General features: G+C 73.6%; 17 protein-coding genes. 6 read left to right on the plus strand and 11 right to left on the minus strand.

Translation table 11 applies throughout. The annotated features are described in order from the left end of the window. Positions 1–82 precede the first annotated feature (82 nt). Genes BLW14_RS22695 through BLW14_RS22705 form a run of 3 tightly spaced genes read right to left on the minus strand, consistent with a single transcriptional unit; the run spans position 83 to position 3,749 of the window. A complete protein-coding gene (locus BLW14_RS22695) occupies positions 83–1,408 on the minus strand; it encodes a M20/M25/M40 family metallo-hydrolase (protein WP_093709031.1) in 1,326 nt (441 codons plus the stop codon). Beyond that, on the minus strand, positions 1,405–2,796 hold the full coding sequence (locus BLW14_RS22700) for a cytosine permease (RefSeq protein ID WP_093709032.1): 1,392 nt from the start codon (positions 2,794–2,796) through the stop codon (positions 1,405–1,407). The genes BLW14_RS22695 and BLW14_RS22700 overlap by 4 nt, the downstream gene beginning before the upstream one ends. Then, complete coding sequence (locus BLW14_RS22705; protein WP_018518460.1) at positions 2,796–3,749, minus strand: DUF1177 domain-containing protein; 954 nt, start codon at positions 3,747–3,749, stop codon at positions 2,796–2,798. Before BLW14_RS22705 ends, BLW14_RS22700 begins: the two co-directional genes overlap by 1 nt. Before the next feature lie 148 nt (positions 3,750–3,897). On the opposite strand from BLW14_RS22705, the gene BLW14_RS22710 reads away from it, so the two are divergent. Then, a complete protein-coding gene (locus BLW14_RS22710) occupies positions 3,898–4,731 on the plus strand; it encodes an IclR family transcriptional regulator (protein WP_093709033.1) in 834 nt (277 codons plus the stop codon). Positions 4,732–4,757: 26 nt separating this feature from the next. Then, entirely contained in the window at positions 4,758–5,510 is a 753-nt protein-coding gene (gene pepE / locus BLW14_RS22715) for a dipeptidase PepE (protein WP_093709034.1), read from the plus strand. Here pepE and BLW14_RS22720 read toward each other — a convergent pair. After that, positions 5,449–7,245 carry an MFS transporter gene (locus BLW14_RS22720; protein WP_093709035.1) on the minus strand — a complete coding sequence of 599 codons (1,797 nt, stop codon included), beginning with the start codon at positions 7,243–7,245 and terminating at the stop codon, positions 5,449–5,451. The two genes, pepE and BLW14_RS22720, sit on opposite strands and share 62 nt — an antisense overlap. 270 nt (positions 7,246–7,515) lie before the next feature. Between BLW14_RS22720 and BLW14_RS22725 the strand changes: the two genes are divergently transcribed. Continuing rightward, positions 7,516–9,003: an MFS transporter gene (locus BLW14_RS22725; RefSeq protein ID WP_177154065.1), complete on the plus strand. Its 1,488-nt coding sequence runs from the start codon at positions 7,516–7,518 to the stop codon at positions 9,001–9,003. Here BLW14_RS22725 and BLW14_RS22730 read toward each other — a convergent pair. The 7 genes from BLW14_RS22730 to BLW14_RS22755 all read right to left on the minus strand — a co-directional run bounded on the left by BLW14_RS22730 (position 8,942) and on the right by BLW14_RS22755 (position 15,754). Further along, a complete protein-coding gene (locus BLW14_RS22730; protein WP_093709037.1) occupies positions 8,942–10,384 on the minus strand; it encodes a hypothetical protein in 1,443 nt (480 codons plus the stop codon). The genes BLW14_RS22725 and BLW14_RS22730 overlap by 62 nt on opposite strands. 49 nt (positions 10,385–10,433) lie before the next feature. Continuing rightward, positions 10,434–11,066, minus strand: coding sequence for a response regulator transcription factor (locus tag BLW14_RS22735; RefSeq protein WP_093710821.1), 633 nt, complete (start codon positions 11,064–11,066; stop codon positions 10,434–10,436). Positions 11,067–11,071: 5 nt separating this feature from the next. Further along, positions 11,072–12,322, minus strand: a complete 1,251-nt coding sequence (locus tag BLW14_RS22740) for a sensor histidine kinase (protein ID WP_093709038.1) — start codon at positions 12,320–12,322, stop codon at positions 11,072–11,074. Between the two features lie 11 nt (positions 12,323–12,333). Then, complete coding sequence (locus BLW14_RS22745; protein WP_093709039.1) at positions 12,334–13,056, minus strand: ABC transporter permease; 723 nt, start codon at positions 13,054–13,056, stop codon at positions 12,334–12,336. After that, positions 13,056–13,985 (minus strand): ABC transporter ATP-binding protein, encoded by a 930-nt coding sequence (locus BLW14_RS22750; RefSeq protein ID WP_093709040.1) that lies wholly within the window; start codon positions 13,983–13,985, stop codon positions 13,056–13,058. The genes BLW14_RS22745 and BLW14_RS22750 overlap by 1 nt, the downstream gene beginning before the upstream one ends. Positions 13,986–14,192: 207 nt before the next feature. Further along, positions 14,193–14,369 (minus strand): hypothetical protein, encoded by a 177-nt coding sequence (locus BLW14_RS34585; RefSeq protein ID WP_177154066.1) that lies wholly within the window; start codon positions 14,367–14,369, stop codon positions 14,193–14,195. A gap of 122 nt (positions 14,370–14,491) precedes the next feature. Beyond that, a complete protein-coding gene (locus BLW14_RS22755) occupies positions 14,492–15,754 on the minus strand; it encodes a hypothetical protein (protein WP_093709041.1) in 1,263 nt (420 codons plus the stop codon). A gap of 199 nt (positions 15,755–15,953) precedes the next feature. Between BLW14_RS22755 and BLW14_RS22760 the strand changes: the two genes are divergently transcribed. From BLW14_RS22760 to BLW14_RS22770, 3 genes are read left to right on the plus strand one after another with little or no spacing between them, the layout of a single operon-like run. Next, positions 15,954–16,790 carry a Nif3-like dinuclear metal center hexameric protein gene (locus BLW14_RS22760; protein ID WP_093709042.1) on the plus strand — a complete coding sequence of 279 codons (837 nt, stop codon included), beginning with the start codon at positions 15,954–15,956 and terminating at the stop codon, positions 16,788–16,790. Further along, complete coding sequence (locus BLW14_RS22765) at positions 16,787–17,530, plus strand: zinc ribbon domain-containing protein (RefSeq protein WP_218137701.1); 744 nt, start codon at positions 16,787–16,789, stop codon at positions 17,528–17,530. The genes BLW14_RS22760 and BLW14_RS22765 overlap by 4 nt, the downstream gene beginning before the upstream one ends. Next, positions 17,530–18,870 carry a bifunctional RNase H/acid phosphatase gene (locus tag BLW14_RS22770; RefSeq protein WP_093709044.1) on the plus strand — a complete coding sequence of 447 codons (1,341 nt, stop codon included), beginning with the start codon at positions 17,530–17,532 and terminating at the stop codon, positions 18,868–18,870. The genes BLW14_RS22765 and BLW14_RS22770 overlap by 1 nt, the downstream gene beginning before the upstream one ends. Positions 18,871–18,900 lie beyond the last annotated feature (30 nt).

An 18,900-nucleotide genomic window follows, 5' to 3' on the forward strand; every position in this document is an offset into this window, starting at 1 on the left:
ACGGGTAGGGCGCCATCGTGCCGTACGCCCCCGCCGAAGGTACGGGCGGGGGCGTACGGAGGGGTGCCTGGCGTGGCTCGGGTCAGCAGCTCTGCCAGAGGCGGGTCATGACGCGGACGCCGAAGCGCAGGCCCTCCAGCGGGACGCGCTCGTCCACGCCGTGGAAGAGGCGGCCGTAGTCCAGGTCGTGCGGGAGCTTCAGGCCCTTGAAGCCGAAGCAGCGGATGCCCAGGTGCGTGAACGCCTTGGCGTCCGTGCCGCCGGGGTTGCAGTACGGCACCGGGTGGCCGTCCGGGTCCTCGGCGCGCACCGCCGCGCACATGGCGTCGACGAGCGGGCCGTCGAACGTGGTCTCCATGGCGATGTCGTGGTTGACCCACTCCCGGCTCACCGAGGGCAGCAGCAGCCGGTCGATGGTGTCGATCAGCTCCTGCTCGTGGCCGGGCAGGAAGCGGCCGTCCACCCGGGCGGTCGCCTTCCCCGGGATCACGTTGGTCTGGTAACCGGCGCTGAACATCGTCGGGTTCGCCGAGTTGCGCAGGACCACCTGCATGAAGTCGGCGACCGGGCCGAGCCGGGCGAGGCTGCCTTCGATGTCGTCCTCGTCGAAGTCGACGCCGTAGAGCCGGGCGGCCTCCTGGAGCAGCGCGCGGACCGGCTCGATCAGCCGGACGGGGAAGGTCTCGCGGCCGATCCGGGTCAGCGACTCCGCGAGGTCGGTGACCGCGTTCTCGTCGTTGGGGGAGGAGCCGTGGCCGGCCCGGCCGGTGGCGGTCAGCTCCATCCAGGCCATGCCGCGCTGGGCGTTCTCGATCGGGTAGAGGCGCCGGGTGTCGTCGATCGCGAAGGAGAACCCGCCGCCCTCCCCGATCGCCTCGGTGACCCCGGCGAACAGCTCCGGGCGGTGCTCGACGAGCCAGTGGGCGCCGAACTTGCCGCCCGCCTCCTCGTCCGCGAGGAAGGCGAGGACCAGGTCGCGCGAGGGCTTCGTGCCGGTGCGGGCGAAGTGCCGGGCGGTGGCGAGCATCACCGCCACGGTGTCCTTCATGTCGATCGCGCCCCGGCCCCAGAGGTAGCCGTCGCGGATCTCGCCGGAGAAGGGCGGCACCTGCCACTCGGAGGCGTCCGCCGGGACCACGTCCAGGTGGCCGTGCACCAGCAGGGCGCCGCGCTCGGGATCGTGGCCGGCGATCCGGGCGATGACGCTGGCGCGGCCGGGCGCCGACTCGACCAGCTCGGAGCCGATGCCCACCTCGGCCAGGCGGGCCACCACCCACTCGGCGCTCGCGCGCTCGGTGCTCGTCGGGTTGGAGGTGTCGAACCTGATCAGCTCGGCGCAGAGGGTGACGACCTCGTCCTGGGCCTCGTCGGAGGCCGGGACGGGTGCGGTGCCGGGTGCGGTGTTCATGCTGCTCCCACGGGGGTGGTGGTGCGGGCGTCCGGGGCCGGGTCGTCCTGCTCGTCGGCGAGGACGGAGGTGCCGTAGGGCTTGATCCAGCCCAGCAGGCCCAGGGCGCTGTACAGGACGAAGGCGGTGGCCAGCGAGTTCAGGGCCGGGATGCCGCCGTCGTAGAACTTGCCGACGCAGAACGCGGCGATCCAGATGGCGATCGACATCGGCACCCAGGTCGGGGAGTGCGCCGGCAGGGTCTGGGCCTCCCGGGTCTCGTCGAGAGGCTTGCGCATCCGCTTCACGACCCAGTACTCGGCGACGATGATGCCGCCGATGGGCGGGATGGCGACACCGAGGATCGTCAGGAACTCGGTGAAGTGGCTCATGATCCCGACGGCCGACAGGACCGTGCCCGCGATGCCGAGGACGATGGTGACCGCGCCGCGGTGGACGCGCTTGCCGAAGACGACCTGGAAGAAGTTGACGACGCCGAGCGAGGAGCCGTACAGGTTCCAGTCGTTGATCTTCGCCGTGGACATCAGGACGACGAGCACGCCGAACGCGCCGGAGGTGGAGAGCACGATGTGCGAGACCTCGTTGCTCTTGACCAGGTGGCCCAGGAGCACGCCGGTCAGGCCGACGATGTACTCGGAGAGGATCATCGACGAGGCGCTCTGCAGGAAGACGTGCGAGCCCTTGCGGTTGTAGCGGGTCATCTCCGGGGAGACGATCGCGCCCGTCATGTAGCCGCCCGCGATGGCGGTGGCGGCGACGGCCAGCGGGATCGTGTCGCCCGGCGGCGGTGAGTGGACCAGGTCGCCGAACGAGTGGTCGTTCAGGGTCCGGATCACCGAGAAGGCGACCATCGCGAAGAACAGTGGGGTGACGATCTTCGCGAAGTTCGCCATGTACTTGAAGCCGAAGATCACCAGCGCGGTGATGGCGATGCCCGCGAGCACGCACCAAATCCAGGCCGGGCCGCCGACCAGCGCCGAGACGCTGTCACCGAAGATCTTGTTCTGGACGCCGAACCAGCCGACCAGGCTGACCGCGATCACGAAGCTGACCAGCGCCGAGCCGTTGCGGCCGAAGCCCACCCAGCGGGTGAGCATCGGGGTGGCGAGACCTTCGCGCATCCCGGCCAGGCCGATCGCGAAGATCACCACCTCCAGGATCACCGCGCCCAGCGTGAACGCCAGGAACGCGTCGCCGAAGGTCATCCCGACACCGATGGTGGCGCCGAGCGTGAACTGAGAGATCGAACCGGACTGGGCCAGCCACTGGAGGAGCATCGACCAGAAGCCGAACCGCTGGTCACGCGGGACGCGCGAGAGCGAGTAGTCGTCGCTGCCGATGCTCTTGGGCGCGGACGCCACGGCACCGGACTGCGGGGTGGCTGCCATCAGGACTCCTGGGGGGTACGGCCGAAGGTCTGCAGGTGGGTCAGCGAGCCGTAGCGGCTGACGAGGTTCTCGAACTCCACCGCGTCGTGGAAGTCCAGCCGGCCGTCGCCGTAGCCCTTGGCGACCTCGACGGCGTAACGGGCGGCGGACGCGATGTCGCTCTCGTGACTCGCGCCCGTCCCGCAGCCGGGCACCGCCGCGGCCGAGGTGATGGCCAGGCCGATCACGGGGGCCGCCGTCGCGGTGGAGGGCTGGAGGATCGAATTGATGTGGTGTGCACCATTACCGTACGGGGTGATGTCCTGAGTGGTCACCGGGTACGTGACCAACGGCTCACCGGTCACCACGGCCAGCAGCTCCCCCAGCTGCTCGTTGACGCGGAGCACCCAGCCCTCCTTGACGGTGGGCGACAGGGCGAGGCCCTTGTGGTTGATGATGCGGTTGCCCTTGGTGGTGTCGATGGAGAGCACGGCCTCCATCTCGCCGGTCACCTCGTGGCGGTTCATCGTGGCGATGTCCACTGGCGACCCCATGAACGGCACCGGGTCGTGCGGCTCGGTCGGGGCGTCCGGGCAGATGTGGGTCGCGATGACCACGTCACCGGGCAGCACATCGCCCCGGCGGCGCATGTCGAGCAGCTTGGCGGCGGCGGCGAGCGCCGAGACGGCCCCGTCCGCGTCGGAGACCAGGCCGGTCACCTCGGGCCGGGCGCCGATGCCGCCGAGCCGGCCGACGACGCCCAGGGTGCGGGCGTCGCCCCCGGCCGTACGCCCCCGGGAACCGGGGATGCGGACCGACACGAAGTCCGTCGAGCCCCGCTCGCCGGCGACCGTGGTGACCTCGGCGGACGAGCCGGCGGCCCCCGCCGCGGCGTCCAGGTACTCGGCGACCGTCTTGCCATTGGCCTGGGGGTCGTCGAGCAGCTCGACGAGGTCCAGTACGTACTTCAACATGGGGGGCCTTTCTCGCGCATCCGTCACACCCGTCCGGAGCCCGCCAGGGAGCAGAGGCTCCGGACGGGGTGCTGAGAGCAGATTCGGGATCGGATAGCGTTGAGCGCAATGATTTCCCGTTATCTGCAATTCCGGTCTGAATGGTGAGATGGCTATGGCGGAGTTCGACGTGGACCGGCGCACCCCCGCCGGAGCCCTCCAGACCGTGGACCGGGCGCTGCTCGTGCTCCTCGCGTTCGAGCGGACCCGGCCCGACTGGGGCGTGACCGAGGTCGCTGCGGAGTTCGGCTGGGACACCTCCGTCGCCCAGCGGTTGCTCGCCACCCTCGCGGGGCGCGGCTTCCTGGTCTCCGACCCCGCCACCCGCCGCTACCGCATCGGCCCGGCCGTGCTGCGCCTGGGCCGTCTCTGGGAGCGCTCGGGATCACTGGAGCTGCTGGCCGGACCGGTCCTGGAGGAGCTGCGCCGGGTCACCGGCGACACCGTGCTGTTCTGCCTGCCCGACAGCTTCCACATGCGGTGCGTGGCCGCCGAGGAGGGCGAGGCGGGACCGCTGCGCTACTACCCGCTCGTCGGCGAGCTCTACCCGGCGCACGCCGGGGCCACGTCCAAGTCCTTCTACGCCTACCTGCCCGACGAGCAGCGCCACCGGCTCTTCCGGGGCCGCCCGATGGCCCGCTTCACCGACCGGACCGTCACCGACCCGGACGCGCTGGAGCAGGAGCTGCTCAAGGTCCGCGCCCAGGGGTACGCCTGGACGGTCGGCGAGTACGACACCGGCATCGCGACCGTCGCCGTACCCGTCTTCCTGGGCCGCGAACCGTACGGGAGCCTCAGCCTGGGCGGCGCCGAGGAGCGGTTCGAGGGCGCGCCCGAGAACCGCCTCGAAGCGCTGCGGCACGCCGCCGCCCTCCTGGAGAAGCGCCTCACCCACCCGCCGCAGCGACCGAAGCCCAAGGCCCGCCGCACCCCCACGGCCTGACCGATCAACCTCCGAGGAAGTACCCCGTGAATCTGCTCCTGCTCTCCAACTCCACCCAGCACGGCTGCGGTTACCTGGAACACGCCCTGGACACCGTCACCGCGTTCCTGCCCGGCGGCGCCCGGCTCGCCTTCGTGCCGTACGCGCTCGCCGACCACGACACGTACACCGCACGCGTCCGCGGCGCCCTGGAACCGGCCGGCATCGCCGTCCACGGCGTCCACGAGCACACCGACCCGGTCGCCGCGCTGGCGGCCGCCGACGCCGTGTTCATCGGCGGCGGCAACTCCTTCCGGCTGCTGAGCGCGCTCCACCGGACCGGGCTGCGCGAGGCCGTGGCGGGCGCCGTGCGCGGCGGCCTGCCGTACATGGGCGCCAGCGCCGGGACCAACATGGCGGCGCCCACCCTGCGCACCACCAACGACATGCCCATCGTGCAGCCGCCGTCCTTCGAGACCCTGGGCCTCGTGCCCTTCCAGATCAACCCGCACTACCTGGACCCGGACCCGGCCAGCACCCACAAGGGCGAGACCCGCGAGGAGCGGCTCACCGAGTTCCTGGAGGAGAACGACGTCCCGGTCCTCGGCCTGCGCGAGGGCTCCTGGCTGCGCGTCGGGGGCGGGGCGGCCCGGGTCGAGGGCGCCCGCCCCGCCCGGCTGTTCACGCGGGGCGCGGCGCCCCGGGAGCTGCCGGCGGGGACGGACGTGTCCTACCTGCTCACGACGGAACCGCGGTTCGACGCTCCGGCGCGCCGACGGCACCCAGCACGAGGTCGGTGACCGCGGGGCCGCCCTTCGCCGGGCAGGCGCGCGGCGCGTGCCCCGCGGCGGACGCGGCCAGGACGTACGTGCCGGCCTCCGGCGCGGCGAGCGCCCAGCGGCCCCACGTGTCCGTGGTGGTGAGCCCCGCCTGCCGGCCCTGCCGGTCGATCAGGGTCACATTGGCCGCGTTGACAGGGGCCCCGTCCGTGTCCAGCACCCGGCCGCGGAAGCCCTCGGGGCCGGGCAGCGGGAGCGGTTCGACGTCCTCGGCGGCGGTGCGCCGGGCCGCCGCGTCGCCCTCGCTGCTGGCCAGGAGCACCGGCGCGGTGGCCGTGCGCCGGGACGGCAGGAACGAGGCCAGGACGAGGCCGGCGATCACCGCGCCCGTCGCGATGAGGAACGAGATGCGGAAGCCGTGCATGGTCGGCACCGTGACCGGGCCCATCCGGGTGGAGGTGTGGGCCAGGACCATGCCGATGACCGCGCTGGAGACCGAGGTGCCGATGGAGCGCATCAGGGTGTTCAGCCCGTTCGCCGCGCCCGTCTCGGAGGCGTCGACGGCCCCGATGATCAGGGCGGGCAGCGAGGAGTAGGCGAGCCCGATGCCGGCGCCGAGGAGCACGGCGATGATCACGGTCTGCCAGGCGGCGCTCATCAGGCCGAGCCCGGCCCCGTAGCCGATCGCGATGACCAGCATGCCGAGCATCAGGGAGACCTTCGGGCCCTTGCGGGCGGAGATCCGGGCGTACAGCGGGGCGACGAACATCATCGTCAGGCCGAGCGGGGCCACGCAGAGCCCGGCGACCACCATCGACTGGCCGAGGCCGTAGCCGGTGGAGGTGGGCAGCTGGAGCAGCTGGGGCAGGACGAGCGAGACGGCGTAGAAGGCGACGCCGACCATGATCGAGGTCAGGTTGGTCAGCAGCACCTCGCGGCGGGCCGTGGTCCGCAGGTCGACCAGCGGGGCGTCGCTGCGCAGTTCGAACAGGCCCCACAGCACCAGCACGACCAGCGAGGCGGCGACCAGGCCGAGCGTGGTCGGCGAGGTCCAGCCCCAGTCGGATCCCTTGGTGATGGGCAGCAGCAGGAGCACCAGGCCGAGCGAGAGCCCGAGCGCGCCGACGGTGTCGAAGCGGCCGGGCGCGCGCAGCGAGGTCTCGGGGACGGCGAACACGGTCAGCGCCATGGCCAGCACGCCGAGCCCGGCCGAGCCGAAGAAGAGGGCGTGCCAGTCGGTGTGCTGGGCGACGAGCGCGGCGGCCGGCAGCGCGAGTCCGCCGCCCACCCCGATCGAGGAACTCATCAGCGCCATCGCCGAACCGAGCTTCTCGCGCGGCAGCTCGTCGCGCATGATGCCGATGCCCAGCGGGATCGCGCCCATCGCGAAGCCCTGGAGGGCGCGGCCCACGATCATGACCACGAGGTCGTCGGTGAAGGCGCATATCAGGGAGCCGACGACCATCACGGCGAGGCTGGCCAGCAGCATCCCGCGCTTGCCGTACAGGTCTCCGAGCCGCCCCATGATCGGGGTGGCGACGGCTCCGGCGAGCAGGGTGGCGGTCATCACCCAGGTGGCGTTCGACGGATCGGTGTGCAGAAGGGCGGGCAGATCCTTGATGACGGGGACGAGCAGGGTCTGCATCACGGCGACGGTGATACCCGCGAAGGCGAGCACGGGGACGATCCCCCGGCCCGCCTTCGCGCGCGGATCGGGAAGCTCCGCGGCGGGCTTTTCGTACGTCGTCTGTGGCATGCGTGCGGCCTCCGGGCAGCAGGGCGAAATGGGGCGATACGGTCGTGCGGCCGGCGCCGAGGGCAGCGCCGACCGCCAAGTCTGTGCAGGGTGAACCTTCTTCGGCTACGGCGTATTCCGGTGCACGGGGTGCGAACGGGCCGCGGCCGCGCGCGGGGCGCGCGCGGAAAGGGGGTGACGCTTCGTCAGATCGAGCGCCGGTCCTACGCCGCTGGACCGAGACCGACCGGACCCGGAAACCGATGTACGGGGCACTCGGCGGCTGCGAGTATGACACCCATGGTTGACGCCTCCACACCCGCACCGCCCTCCGGACGCACCAGGACCCGCACCTGGGCGGTGGTCCTCGCCGCCTGCGTCGGGCAGTTCCTCGTGGTGCTCGACGTGTCCGTCGTCAACGTCGCCCTCCCCTCCATGCGCGCCGACCTGGGGCTGAGTGCCATCGGGCTGCAGTGGGTGCTCAACGCGTACTCGATCGCGTTCGCCGGGTTCATGCTGCTCGGCGGGCGGGCCGCCGACCTCTACGGCCGCAAGCGGATGTTCCTCGTCGGCCTCGGCCTGTTCACCGCCGCCTCACTGGCCGGCGGGCTCGCCCAGGAGGGCTGGCAGCTCCTCGCCGCCCGCGCCGCGCAGGGCCTCGGCGCGGCCGTCCTCGCCCCGGCCACCCTCACCCTGCTCACCGCCGCCGTCCCCGAGGGCGCTGCCCGCGCGAAGGCCATCGGCACCTGGATGGCGGTCGGCGCGGGCGGCGGCGCGGCCGGCGGCCTGGTGGGCGGGGTGCTCACCGACGCGCTGTCCTGGCGCTGGGTGCTGCTGATCAACGTGCCCGTCGGCGTGCTCGTGCTGGCCGGCGCCGCCCTCCGGCTCGCCGAGGGCCGTACGGACGGCCGCAGCCGCATCGACCTCCTGGGCGCCGTCCTCGTCACGGCCGGCCTCGCCTCCGTCGCGTACGGGATCGTGCAGACCGAGGAGGCGGGGTGGACGGCGACCGCGACCCTGGTGCCGCTGCTGGGCGGGCCCGCGCTGCTCGCCCTGTTCGTCCTCGTCGAGACCCGCACCGCACGGCCCCTGATGCCGCTGCGCGTGCTCGGGGCGCGGGCGGTGGCCTCCGCGAACGTCGCGATGCTGGTGATCGGCTCCGCCACGTTCTCGATGTGGTACTTCATGACGGTGTACGCGCAGAACGTCCTGGACTACAGCGCGCTGCAGGCCGGGCTCGCCCTGATGCCGTCCTCGCTCGCCGTCGTCATCGGCTCCAAGAGCGCGCCCCGGCTGATGGCCCGCGTCGGGGCGAAGAACCTCGCGCTCATCGGCACCGTCGTCGCGGCGGCCGGCTTCGGCTGGCAGTCCACGATGACCGTGCACGGCTCCTACCTCACCGCGGTCTGCCTGCCCGGCGTGCTCATGATGGCCGGTGCCGGGCTCGCCTCCACCCCGCTCGCCTCGCTGGCCACATCGGGAGCGGCACCGGGGGAGGCGGGTCTCGTCTCGGGCCTGGTCAACACCTCCCGCACCATGGGCGGCGCGCTCGGACTCGCCGTGCTCTCCACGGTCGCCGCGGCCCGCACCGGTGACGTGGCGGACCCGGCCGCCCTGACCGCCGGCTACGCGCTGGCCTTCCGCACGGCGGGCGGCGTCCTGCTCGGCGGCCTGCTCGTGATGCTGCTGTGGCTCCCGCGCCACCGGGCGCCGCTGATCACTTCCGTTCGTACAGCGTCACCCGACGCCCCCGCGCCCGCTCGTCCGCGATCACGCTGAAGTGGTCCCGCAGCACTGCGGCCTTCACCTTCTCGCGCCGTTCCGCCTCCGGCCGGGCTGCCTCCGGGGTGTCCGTGACCAGCAGTATCCGCGGCTCCGCCAGCATCGCGGCCCTTATCCGGGCCGGCTCCGCCTCCACCCCGTTCAGCGTGCCGGTCGCGAGCGGGCCCCGGTCCAGCGCGATGTCCCGCAGCCCCGCGAACGCCCCGGGCGAGACCAGGGCCGTGTCGCGCCGGGCGGACGGCAGGAAGACCACCGCCATGCCCGGCTCCTTCAGCCGCCGCACGTCCGCCGTGACGGCCAGCACGTCGTCCACCCGGCTCGACGGCGCCCGCTTGGCCAGTGACTGCGGCAACAGGGCCGCCACCGCGCCCGCAAGCAGCACCGGCACGAGCCACCTCGACGCCCTCGGGAACCGCGGCGCCGCCGCCCGAACCGCCGCTGCGCACGCCGCCCCCGCCAGCAGCGCCAGGCCCAGCATGCTGAACAGCACGTACCGGTCCAGGAACAGCGGCTTGAACAGCGACAGCACGACCAGGCCCAGCTGGGGAACTGCCAGCAGCGGCAGCCCGACCGACGCCAGGGACAGCCGCCCCGCACCCGGCCGGTCCGCCAGCGCCCCGAGGCCGCCGACCGCCAGCAGCACCGCGGGGCCGATCAGCATGTGCCAGGTCAGCGGCGGTATCCAGGACACCTGCTCCGACTGGCGCGCGGTGTACAGGATCAGCGGCAGCGCCCCCGCGACGGCCGCCGCCGACGCCGCCGTCCAGCGCGCCCACACCCCCCGCCCGGCCCCGCTCCACGCCAGGGTCGCCGCGTGCGCGGGCAGGATCAGCAGCGAGAGCCAGTTCAGCAGCGCGCCGAGCAGGACCGTGCCCGCGTACGCCGCCCAGCGCCCCCACCGGCCGGGCCGCCGGAGCAGCGTCACCAGCAGCAGCGTCGAGACCCCGGCCCCGCCCGCGACCAGCGCGTACGGGCGCCCCTCCTGGAAGTAGAACTGCACGGCGGGCAGCAGGCCGAGGACCATCCCGGCGCCCAGGCCCGCCCCGCGCCCGCCCAACTGCTCGCCGGTGACGGTCACACAGGCCGCCGCCACCGCCATGGCCAGCACGGACGGCAGCCGCAGGGTCGTGGTCGTCGGCCCGAACCAGTCGAACAGGCCGTGCATCAGCAGGTAGTAGACCCCGTGGACCGCGTCGACGTTGGCCAGCATGGTCCGTATGCCGGCGGTGGACCGCAGCGCCACCTGCCAGGTCGCGGCCTCGTCCCGCCACAGGCTGCCCTGCCGCGAGAGCCCCCAGAGCCCGAGGCCCAGGGTCCAGAGTGCCGGTACGAGCCAGAGCGGAGGAGTGCGCCGGGGCGCGGGTATGCGGGACGACATGAAGCGGCAGGGCCCCTAAGGGTCGGTGACGGGTATGGACGGAGCGTGGTCAGAGCCAGCCCTGCTGACGGGCCGCGCGGACCGCCTCCATGCGGTTGCGGGTGCCCGTCTTGCCGATCGCCGACGACAGGTAGTTGCGGACCGTCGACTCCGACAGATGCAGCTTCGCGGCGATGTCGGCGACCGTCGCCCCGTCCGCCGACGCGACCAGCGCGTCCCGCTCACGCGCCGTCAGCGGACTCGGCCCCGAGCTCAGCGCGGCGGCCGCCAGCGCCGGATCGACCACCGTCTCCCCGGCCAGCACCCGGCGGATCGCCTCGGCCAGCTCCTCCACCGGGCCGTCCTTCACCAGGAAGCCCGCCGCCCCGGCCTCCATCGCCCGGCGCAGATAGCCCGGCCGGCCGAAGGTGGTCAGGATCAGCACCCGGCAGTCCGGCACCTCCTCGCGCAGGTCCGCCGCCGCGTCCAGCCCGCTGCGCCCCGGCAGTTCGATGTCCAGCAGCGCCACGTCCGGCCGGGACGCCAGCGCCGCCGCCACGATCTCGTCGCCCGCGCCGACCTGGGCCACCACCTCGATGTCCGGCTCCAGACCGAGCAGCAGGGCGAGCGCGCCGCGCATCATCCCCTGGTCCTCGGCGAGCAGAACGCGTACGGACGTGGCCGGTGGGTGCTCCTGTGGCATCTCGTTCACCGGCCCAGCGTAGGCGAGCAGTCCGGTCCCTCCCCGGCTCCCGGCGGGGCCGTCGCGTCGCCGCCGCCGTCGCCCTCCTCACCGCCGCCCGCGTCCACCGGCAGTTCGGCGGTGACCACGAAGCCGCTGTCCGTGCCCGGGCCCGCCACCAGGGAGCCCCCGGCAGCGGCGAGCCGTTCGGTGAGCCCCTTCAGACCGGTGCCGCCGATGCCCGGGGTGGGAGCGGGGCCCTCGCGCCGGCCCCGGCCGTCGTCGGTCACCGTCAGCCGGACCTGCTCACCGGTGCCGCCGACCTCGAACACGCAGCGCGTCGCCGTGGAGTGGCGTACGACGTTGGTGACGGCCTCCCGCACCACCCAGCCCAGCAGCGCCTCGGCCTGCGGGGCCAGCGGCGGCCCGGAGCGCCGGACGACCGGTTCGATCCCGGCGGCGGTCAGCGCGGACCTGGCCCGGTCCAGTTCGGTGGCGAGGCTCCCCTCGCGGTAGCCGGTGACGGCCTCGCGGATCTCGGTGAGCGCCTGGCGCCCGACGGACTCGATGTCGGCGACCTGCGTGAGCGCCGCGTCCATGTCGCGCGGGGCGAGCCGGCGCGCGGCCTCCGACTTCACCACGATGACCGACAGCGTGTGGCCCAGCAGGTCGTGCAGGTCCCGCGAGAAGCGCAGCCGCTCCCGCTCGACGGCGGCCCGTGCCAACTCCTGCCGGGTGGCGCGCAGTTCCGTCACGGTCTCCGCCAGCCTGAGGATCGCCGACGTCACGGCCCCGGAGATGAACGTCCCGTATCCCAGCGTCCACGGCGGCGAGGCGCTGTCGTCGCGCCAGACCGCGACCACGCACGCGGCCACCGCGAGCCCCAGCAGCCCGGCCACCAGCCAGCGGTGGCGCAGGACCGTGCCCGCGGCCAGCGAGAGCAGCGGGAAGAACAGCAGCCAGCTGCCGCCGTAGGCGATGGCCAGGGCGAAGGTGACCGCGGCCAGCGCGCCGAGCAGCACATACGTCACCGTGCTCTCGCGCTTCTCCTTGGCGAAACCGCGGAACACCACGGAGATGTAGAGGGAGTTGAAGGCCAGCAGGCCGGCGCCGGCGATCCAGGGAGTGGAGGTCTCGCCCTGGAAGAGGTTGGAGAAGGCGCCCAGGCCCATCAGCAGCCAGGGCAGCAGGGCGTACGGCGACGGCGGTCCGGGCCTGCGGCCCTCCCGCCGCAGCCGGCGGCGCTCCCTGAACGACGGTCGTGCGTTCCGCGGCATGTTCGCTCCTGTCACACGGTCCTGGCGGACCGACGGTACGAGATCACCGCGTACGCGCCGAACAGCAGGAGCCACGAGGCGAGCACGACCAGCGTGGTGGCGCCCGGAGCGTGTCCGTGGGTCGTCGCCCAGCCCAGGTCCGCGAACCGGTTGGCCGGCGTGAACCGGCCGACCGAGCGCAGCCACTCGGGCAGCATCTCCAACGGGAACCACAGCCCGCCGACGACGCCGAAGCCCATCAGGCAGGCGACGTTGACGACACCCGTGCCCTGCGGGGTGAGCCGGTAGCCGTTGCCCAGGCCGAGCAGGGTGAAGGGGAGCGCGCCCAGCCACAGCACCAGGACCAGCACCGCCCACTGCCAGGCCGCCATCCGCACCCCGTTGATCAGGGCGCCGGCCAGCAGCACGGTCAGGACCACCGGCAGCACGGTCACCGAACCGCTGACCGCCCGGCCCACCACGGCGTGCGAGGGGGCGAGCGGGGTGATCCTCAACTGCTGGAGCCAGCCGAGGGACTTGTCGGACGCGACGCCCGTACCTATCGACATGGCCGAGCCGAGCGCCCCGTACGCGGCCATGCCGACCATGGAGGCGGTCTTCCAGCCGTCGGCGCCGTCGTCGGAGCCGATGTTGGTGAAGATCAGGTACATCATCACGGGCATCCCCGTACCGAAGATCAGGAAGCCGGCGTCGCGCAGGGTCCGGCGCATTTCGAGCAGGATGTACTGGAACATCAGACGGTCTCCTTCTCGGTGGTGTGCGCGGTCTTCGCGAGTGCGGCGCGGCCGGGTGCGGTGAGCGCGAGGAAGGCGGTCTCCAGGGTGGCCCGGGAGACCTGGAGGCCCCGGACCAGGCCGAGCCGGGCCAGCTCCACGACGGTCGCGTCCGAGTCGTCGGTGCACAGCAGCGCGCGGTCCCCGGTCACCTCGACGGTGACGACACCGGGCAGCCGGTCCAGGCCCTCGGTGGAGCGGCCCGCGAGGTCGAAGGAGACCTGGCTGTGCCCGGCCGCGTCCTTGATCGCCTCGCCGCTGCCGTCCGCGACGATCCGGCCCCGGTCGATGACGACGATCCGGTCCGCGTTCTCGTCGGCCTCCTCCAGGTAGTGCGTGGAGAAGAGCACCGTGTTGCCGCGCCGGGCGTAGGCCCGCATCGAATCCCAGAACGCGCGACGCCCCTCCACGTCCAGCGCGGCGGTCGGCTCGTCCAGCACGATCAGCTCGGGATTCCCCGCCAGCGCCACGGCGAACCGCAGGCGCTGGGTCTGACCCCCCGAGAGCTTGTCGATGCGCCGGTCCGCGTACTCCGAGACCCCCGCCAGGACCAGCGCCTCGGCGACCGGCAGCGGGCGCGGATAGGTGGAGGCGACGAAGGAGACCAGCTCGCGCACGGTCACCTTCGGTATCGGCTTCCCCTCCTGGAGCATGGCGCCGACCAGCCCGGCCCGCACAGCCTTGCCGGGGGAGCGGCCCAGGACCCGCACGGTCCCCTCGTCCGGCTCGTTCAGCCCCAGCAGCAGCGAGATGGTGGAGGACTTGCCCGCCCCGTTGCGGCCCAGCAGGGCCACGGTCTCGCCGCGGCCGATCCGCACGTCGATCCCGTCGACGGCGCGTACCCTCCGCCCGGCCCTCCCGAAGGTCTTCACCGCGCCGGTGAACACCACCGCCGTCTCGTCGTCCCTTGTCTGCGTCATGCCTACGACGTTACGGAGCGTGAGCGCGGCGTGGCAGAGGCATGTGTACGCGGTCCGCCATGACATTTGTCATCGCCGCCGGGACCGGAAAGAGCGGTGCCCCCGCCGCCGTGGTCGTGCCACGGCGGCGGGGGCACCGCTTCTCCCCTTCTCGTTCTTCCTTCCGGCGTACGGCGGTCAGGCCGCCGCCGCGCCGCCCTCCTCGGAGGGGCGGCGGTGCCGGCCGGCCGGTGTCGCGGCCGTGTCGTCCACCGCCACGCCCCCTCTGTGCTTTCCGGAGCCGCCGGCGTCGGCCCGTTGCGCGTCCGCCCCCGGCGGGTACGTCTGGGTCGTGTCGGTCTGGGCTTCAGACATGTGGGAAGTCACCCCGTTGTGATCGCTTACGTGTGTGTCGACCGGAGCATCACGCCGCCGCAGTCCCGGGAAAGGCCACGGTCGGTGACCGGAAAGCACGGTTGCGTGAGCCCCGCCCCAGCTTAGCCAGGGGCCGTACGCCCCACGAGAGGCGCCTGCCCCAAGGGAACCGGGGTACACACAGGAGGATTCACCGGCGCGCCGGAAGGTTGCCTACCACTTGCGTCGCCCGCCGGTTCCGTCTCCTCCGGCATCTCCAGGAGCGCCACCGCGCACGCCGTGTCCCCGTCGGCGTACGGGAGTTTCAGCACCCCGTCCCGGGACCAGACCCCGCTGCCCGCGAGCCAGCCGACGGGCGCCGCGAGCTGGTGGAGCCGGCGGCCCGACGGGCGCCAGAGCCCGAGCGAGCTGCCCGCCGCCCCGTCGATCCCGAGGGCCACCGCGCAGCTCTCCGGCATCAGCATCTGGCCCGGCTGCACGGCGATCGGCGTCACCGTGCAGCCGGGCAGGCGCAGGCACTCCGGGAAGCGCACCGGCAGGCAGCTGCCGAGGACGCCCCAGCCGAGCCGGTCGTGGCCGGGCGCGTCCGAGCGGATCAGCAGCAGCCCGCTGTCCGGGTCGGCGAGCAGCAGCCGGTCGTCGCTGTCCGGCGCGATCTGGAGCAGCGGCGTCATCTCGGCGTCCCGGCCCAGGTCCACCGCGACCGTCTTCACGGGGCCGCCCCCGGCGGGCTCCCGGTCCAGGGCGAGGAGCCGGCCGGCCCGGTCCAGCCAGACCCCGCCGGAACAGCGGCCCGGCAGGTCCGCGAGGTGCTCGGGCCCGGACACCCCGCCCGCCACCCGCCACAGCTCCGTGGAGTACGCGCCGACCGCGAGGGCGTACGCGCTCACCCCGTCCGGCGAGGGCGGCAGCAGGGCCAGGGCGTCGCGCTCGACGGCCCCGAGCAGCAGCTCGCCGGTGCCGGGGCCGGTCGGGTAGAGCAGGGAGAAGGTGTGCCGCTCGGCGACCCGGCGCCGGATCAGCACCCGCCCGTCGGCGAGCGGCAGCAGCTGCGCCTCCGCCTCCTCCGGCTGGTCGGTGGGCAGCGGTACGGCGTACGGTTCGGGCCCGTCGAGCGTCCAGCGCTCGGCGTACCAGGCGGTGTCGGGTCCGGGCACCGGTGCGGCGGTGAGCCGGGCTCCGTACGCCCCGTCGGCAGTGAGCACGAAGGGCGGCAAAACCGTTTCGCCAGGGGTGGCCGTCACGACGGCCACCGGCGCTCGGGCACCCTCCGCCTGGCCGGTCTCCGCGGCTCCCGCGGGATCGCCCGGATCGGGCTCCGGCTCCGGCCCCGCCGGCTCGTCGTCACCCGTGGTGGTCCCGTCCTCGATGGCACAGGAAGTCATCGACTCATCACCTCCGGCGACCGAAGGTAGTTTTCGCACTTCCAGCCGAACAACACGAGCCTCCCCACTTCACACATAAGGGTGGTGATGGCCGGATTTCGTTGTCGGGCCGCGGGCGGGTGTGCTTCGGGGCGGACCGCCGCCGGGCGGCCCGTTCCCGGGGCTCCCGGGGGCGCGGCGGGCAGGTAGCCTTTCCTCCGTGCCCCGTCTGTCTGATGTCATCTCCGAGCTCGACGCCCTCTGGCCGCCCGAGCGGGCCGAAGGTTGGGACGCGATCGGCACCGTCTGCGGTGATCCGGACGCCGAGATCCACCGGGTGCTCTTCGCCGTCGACCCCGTCCAGGCGGTCGCCGACGAGGCGAAGGAGCTGGGGGCGCACCTGATCGTGACCCACCACCCGCTCTACCTGCGCGGTACGACGACGGTCGCGGCGGACACCTTCAAGGGCCGCGTCGTCCACACGCTGATCCGGGACGGCGTCGCGCTGCACGTCGCCCACACCAACGCCGACACCGCCGACCCGGGTGTCTCCGACGCCCTGGCCGCCGCCCTCGACCTGCGCGTCGAGCGCCCCCTCGTACCGGACCCGGCGGACCCCTCGGGGCGCCGCGGACTCGGCCGGATCTGCGTGCTCGACCACCCCGAGACCCTGGGCGCCTTCGCCGCCCGCGCCGCCGCCCGGCTGCCCGCCACCGCGCAGGGCATCCGCCTCGCCGGCGACCCGGACGCGCTCGTGCGCACCGTCGCGGTGAGCGGAGGATCGGGCGACAGCCTCTTCGACGCGGTGCGCGCCGCCGGCGTGGACGCCTTCCTCACCGCGGACCTGCGCCACCACCCGGCCTCCGAGGCCACCCAGCACTCGCCGCTCGGCCTGGTCGATGCCGCACACTGGGCCACCGAGTGGCCGTGGTGCGAGCAGGCCGCGGCACAGCTCGAAGCGATTTCCGACCGCCTCGGATGGGACCTGCGGGTCCACGTCTCGAAGCAGGTCACCGACCCCTGGACCGCCCACCACTCTTCTGGAGCCCCCAACTGAACGCCGCGCCCGCCGACCAGATCCGACTTCTCGACGTCCAGGCGCTCGACCAGCGCCTCTCCCAGCTCGCGCACCGCCGCAAGTCCCTGCCCGAGCACGCCGAGATCGAGTCGCTGACGGCCGACCTCGCCCAGCTCCGCGACCTGCTCGTCGCCTCCACCACGGAGGAGAGCGACACCGCCCGTGAGCAGACCAAGGCGGAGCAGGACGTCGACCAGGTCCGCCAGCGCGCCGCCCGGGACCAGCAGCGCCTGGACTCCGGCGCGGTCACCTCGCCGAAGGACCTGGAGAGCCTCCAGCGCGAGATCGCCTCCCTCGCCAAGCGCCAGGGCGACCTGGAGGACATCGTCCTGGAGGTCATGGAGCGCCGCGAGTCCGCCCAGGAGCGGGTCGCCGAGCTGACCGACCGGGTCGCCGCAGTCCAGGCCAAGGCCGACGACGCCACCGCCCGCCGCGACGCCGCCACCCAGGAGCTCGACGCCGAGGCCGCCACCGTCACCAAGGAGCGCGAGGTCGTCGCCGGTTCGGTCCCCGCCGACCTGCTGAAGCTGTACGACAAGCTCCGCACCCAGCAGGGCGGGGTGGGCGCCGCCCGCCTCTACCAGCGCCGCTGCGAGGGCTGCCGGCTGGAGCTCAACATCACCGAGATCAACGACGTGAAGGCCGCGTCCCCCGACACGGTGCTGCGCTGCGAGAACTGCCGCCGCATCCTGGTCCGCACCGCCGACTCGGGCCTGTAGTGGACCGGCCGCGCCGCTTCGTCGTCGAGGCCGACGGCGGCTCCCGGGGCAACCCGGGCGCCGCCGGCTACGGCGCGGTCGTCATCGACCCGGACACCGGCGAGACGCTGGCCGAGGCCGCCGAGTACATCGGGACCGCGACCAACAACGTCGCCGAGTACAAGGGCCTCGTCGCCGGCCTCCGCGCGGTGGGCGCGCTGCTCGCGGACGGCCCGGTGGGCACCGGGGTCCGGGTGCACGTCCGGATGGACTCCAAGCTGGTCGTCGAGCAGATGTCGGGCCGCTGGAAGATCAAGCACCCGGACATGAAGCCCCTCGCGGCCGAGGCGGCGGGCGTGCTGCCCGGCGCGGACGTCACGTACGAGTGGATCCCGCGCGAGCGGAACAAGCACGCGGACCGGCTGGCCAACGAGGCGATGGACGCCGGCCGGCGCGGCGTCCCATGGGATCCCTCGGCCTCCACCGCCGCCCTGGACACCCCGCGCTCCCCGGTCGCCGCCGCGTTGCCCCCGACCCAGGGCCCGCCCGGCGACGCGGCGGCGGGCGCCGCCCGCGCGAGGGCGGCGCTGAAGCGGACGGGCGCCGGGCCCGAACCGCTGCCGGGTACCGAGGTTCCCGGCGCCTCCCGGACCGCGCCGACCCCGGCCGTCCCCGCCCCGCCGCCGGCCTCCGACCCGGTGACCCCGCAGGTGGGCTGGGGTGCGGCGCCCGACCTGGGCGCCCCCGCCACGCTCGTCCTGCTGCGGCACGGCGAGACGGCCCTCACCCCGCAGAAGCGGTTCTCCGGCAGCGGCGGCACCGACCCCGAGCTCTCCGCCGCCGGCCGCGAACAGGCCGCGCGCGCTGCTGCCGCCTTCGCCGCCCGGGGCACCGTGCAGGAGATCGTCAGTTCGCCGCTGCGCCGCTGCCGCGAGACGGCCGGTGCGGTCGCGGACCGGCTCGGCCTGGAGGTGCGGATCGAGGACGGGCTGCGCGAGACGGACTTCGGCGCCTGGGAAGGGCTCACGTTCGGCGAGGTCAAGGAGCGGTACGCGGCCGACCTGGACGCCTGGCTCGCCTCCCCGGACGCGGCGCCCACCGGCGGCGGCGAGAGCTTCGCGGAGGTCGCCCGCCGGGTGGCCGTCGCCCGCGACGCCCTGGTCACGCGGTACGCGGGCCGCACGGTCCTCGTCGTCACGCACGTCACACCGATCAAGACCCTGGTGCGGCTGGCCCTGGGAGCCCCGCCGGAGGCGCTGTTCCGGATGGAGCTCTCGGCGGCGTCGGTCTCGGCCGTCGCGTACTACGCGGACGGCAACGCCTCCGTACGTCTGCTGAACGACACGTCCCACCTGCGCTGACAGCACCGGGACAGCACTCGGCCCCACCGG

Origin of the sequence: Streptomyces sp. 2131.1 (genome assembly GCF_900105515.1) — a bacterium.
GTDB classification, from domain to species: domain Bacteria; phylum Actinomycetota; class Actinomycetes; order Streptomycetales; family Streptomycetaceae; genus Streptomyces; species Streptomyces drozdowiczii.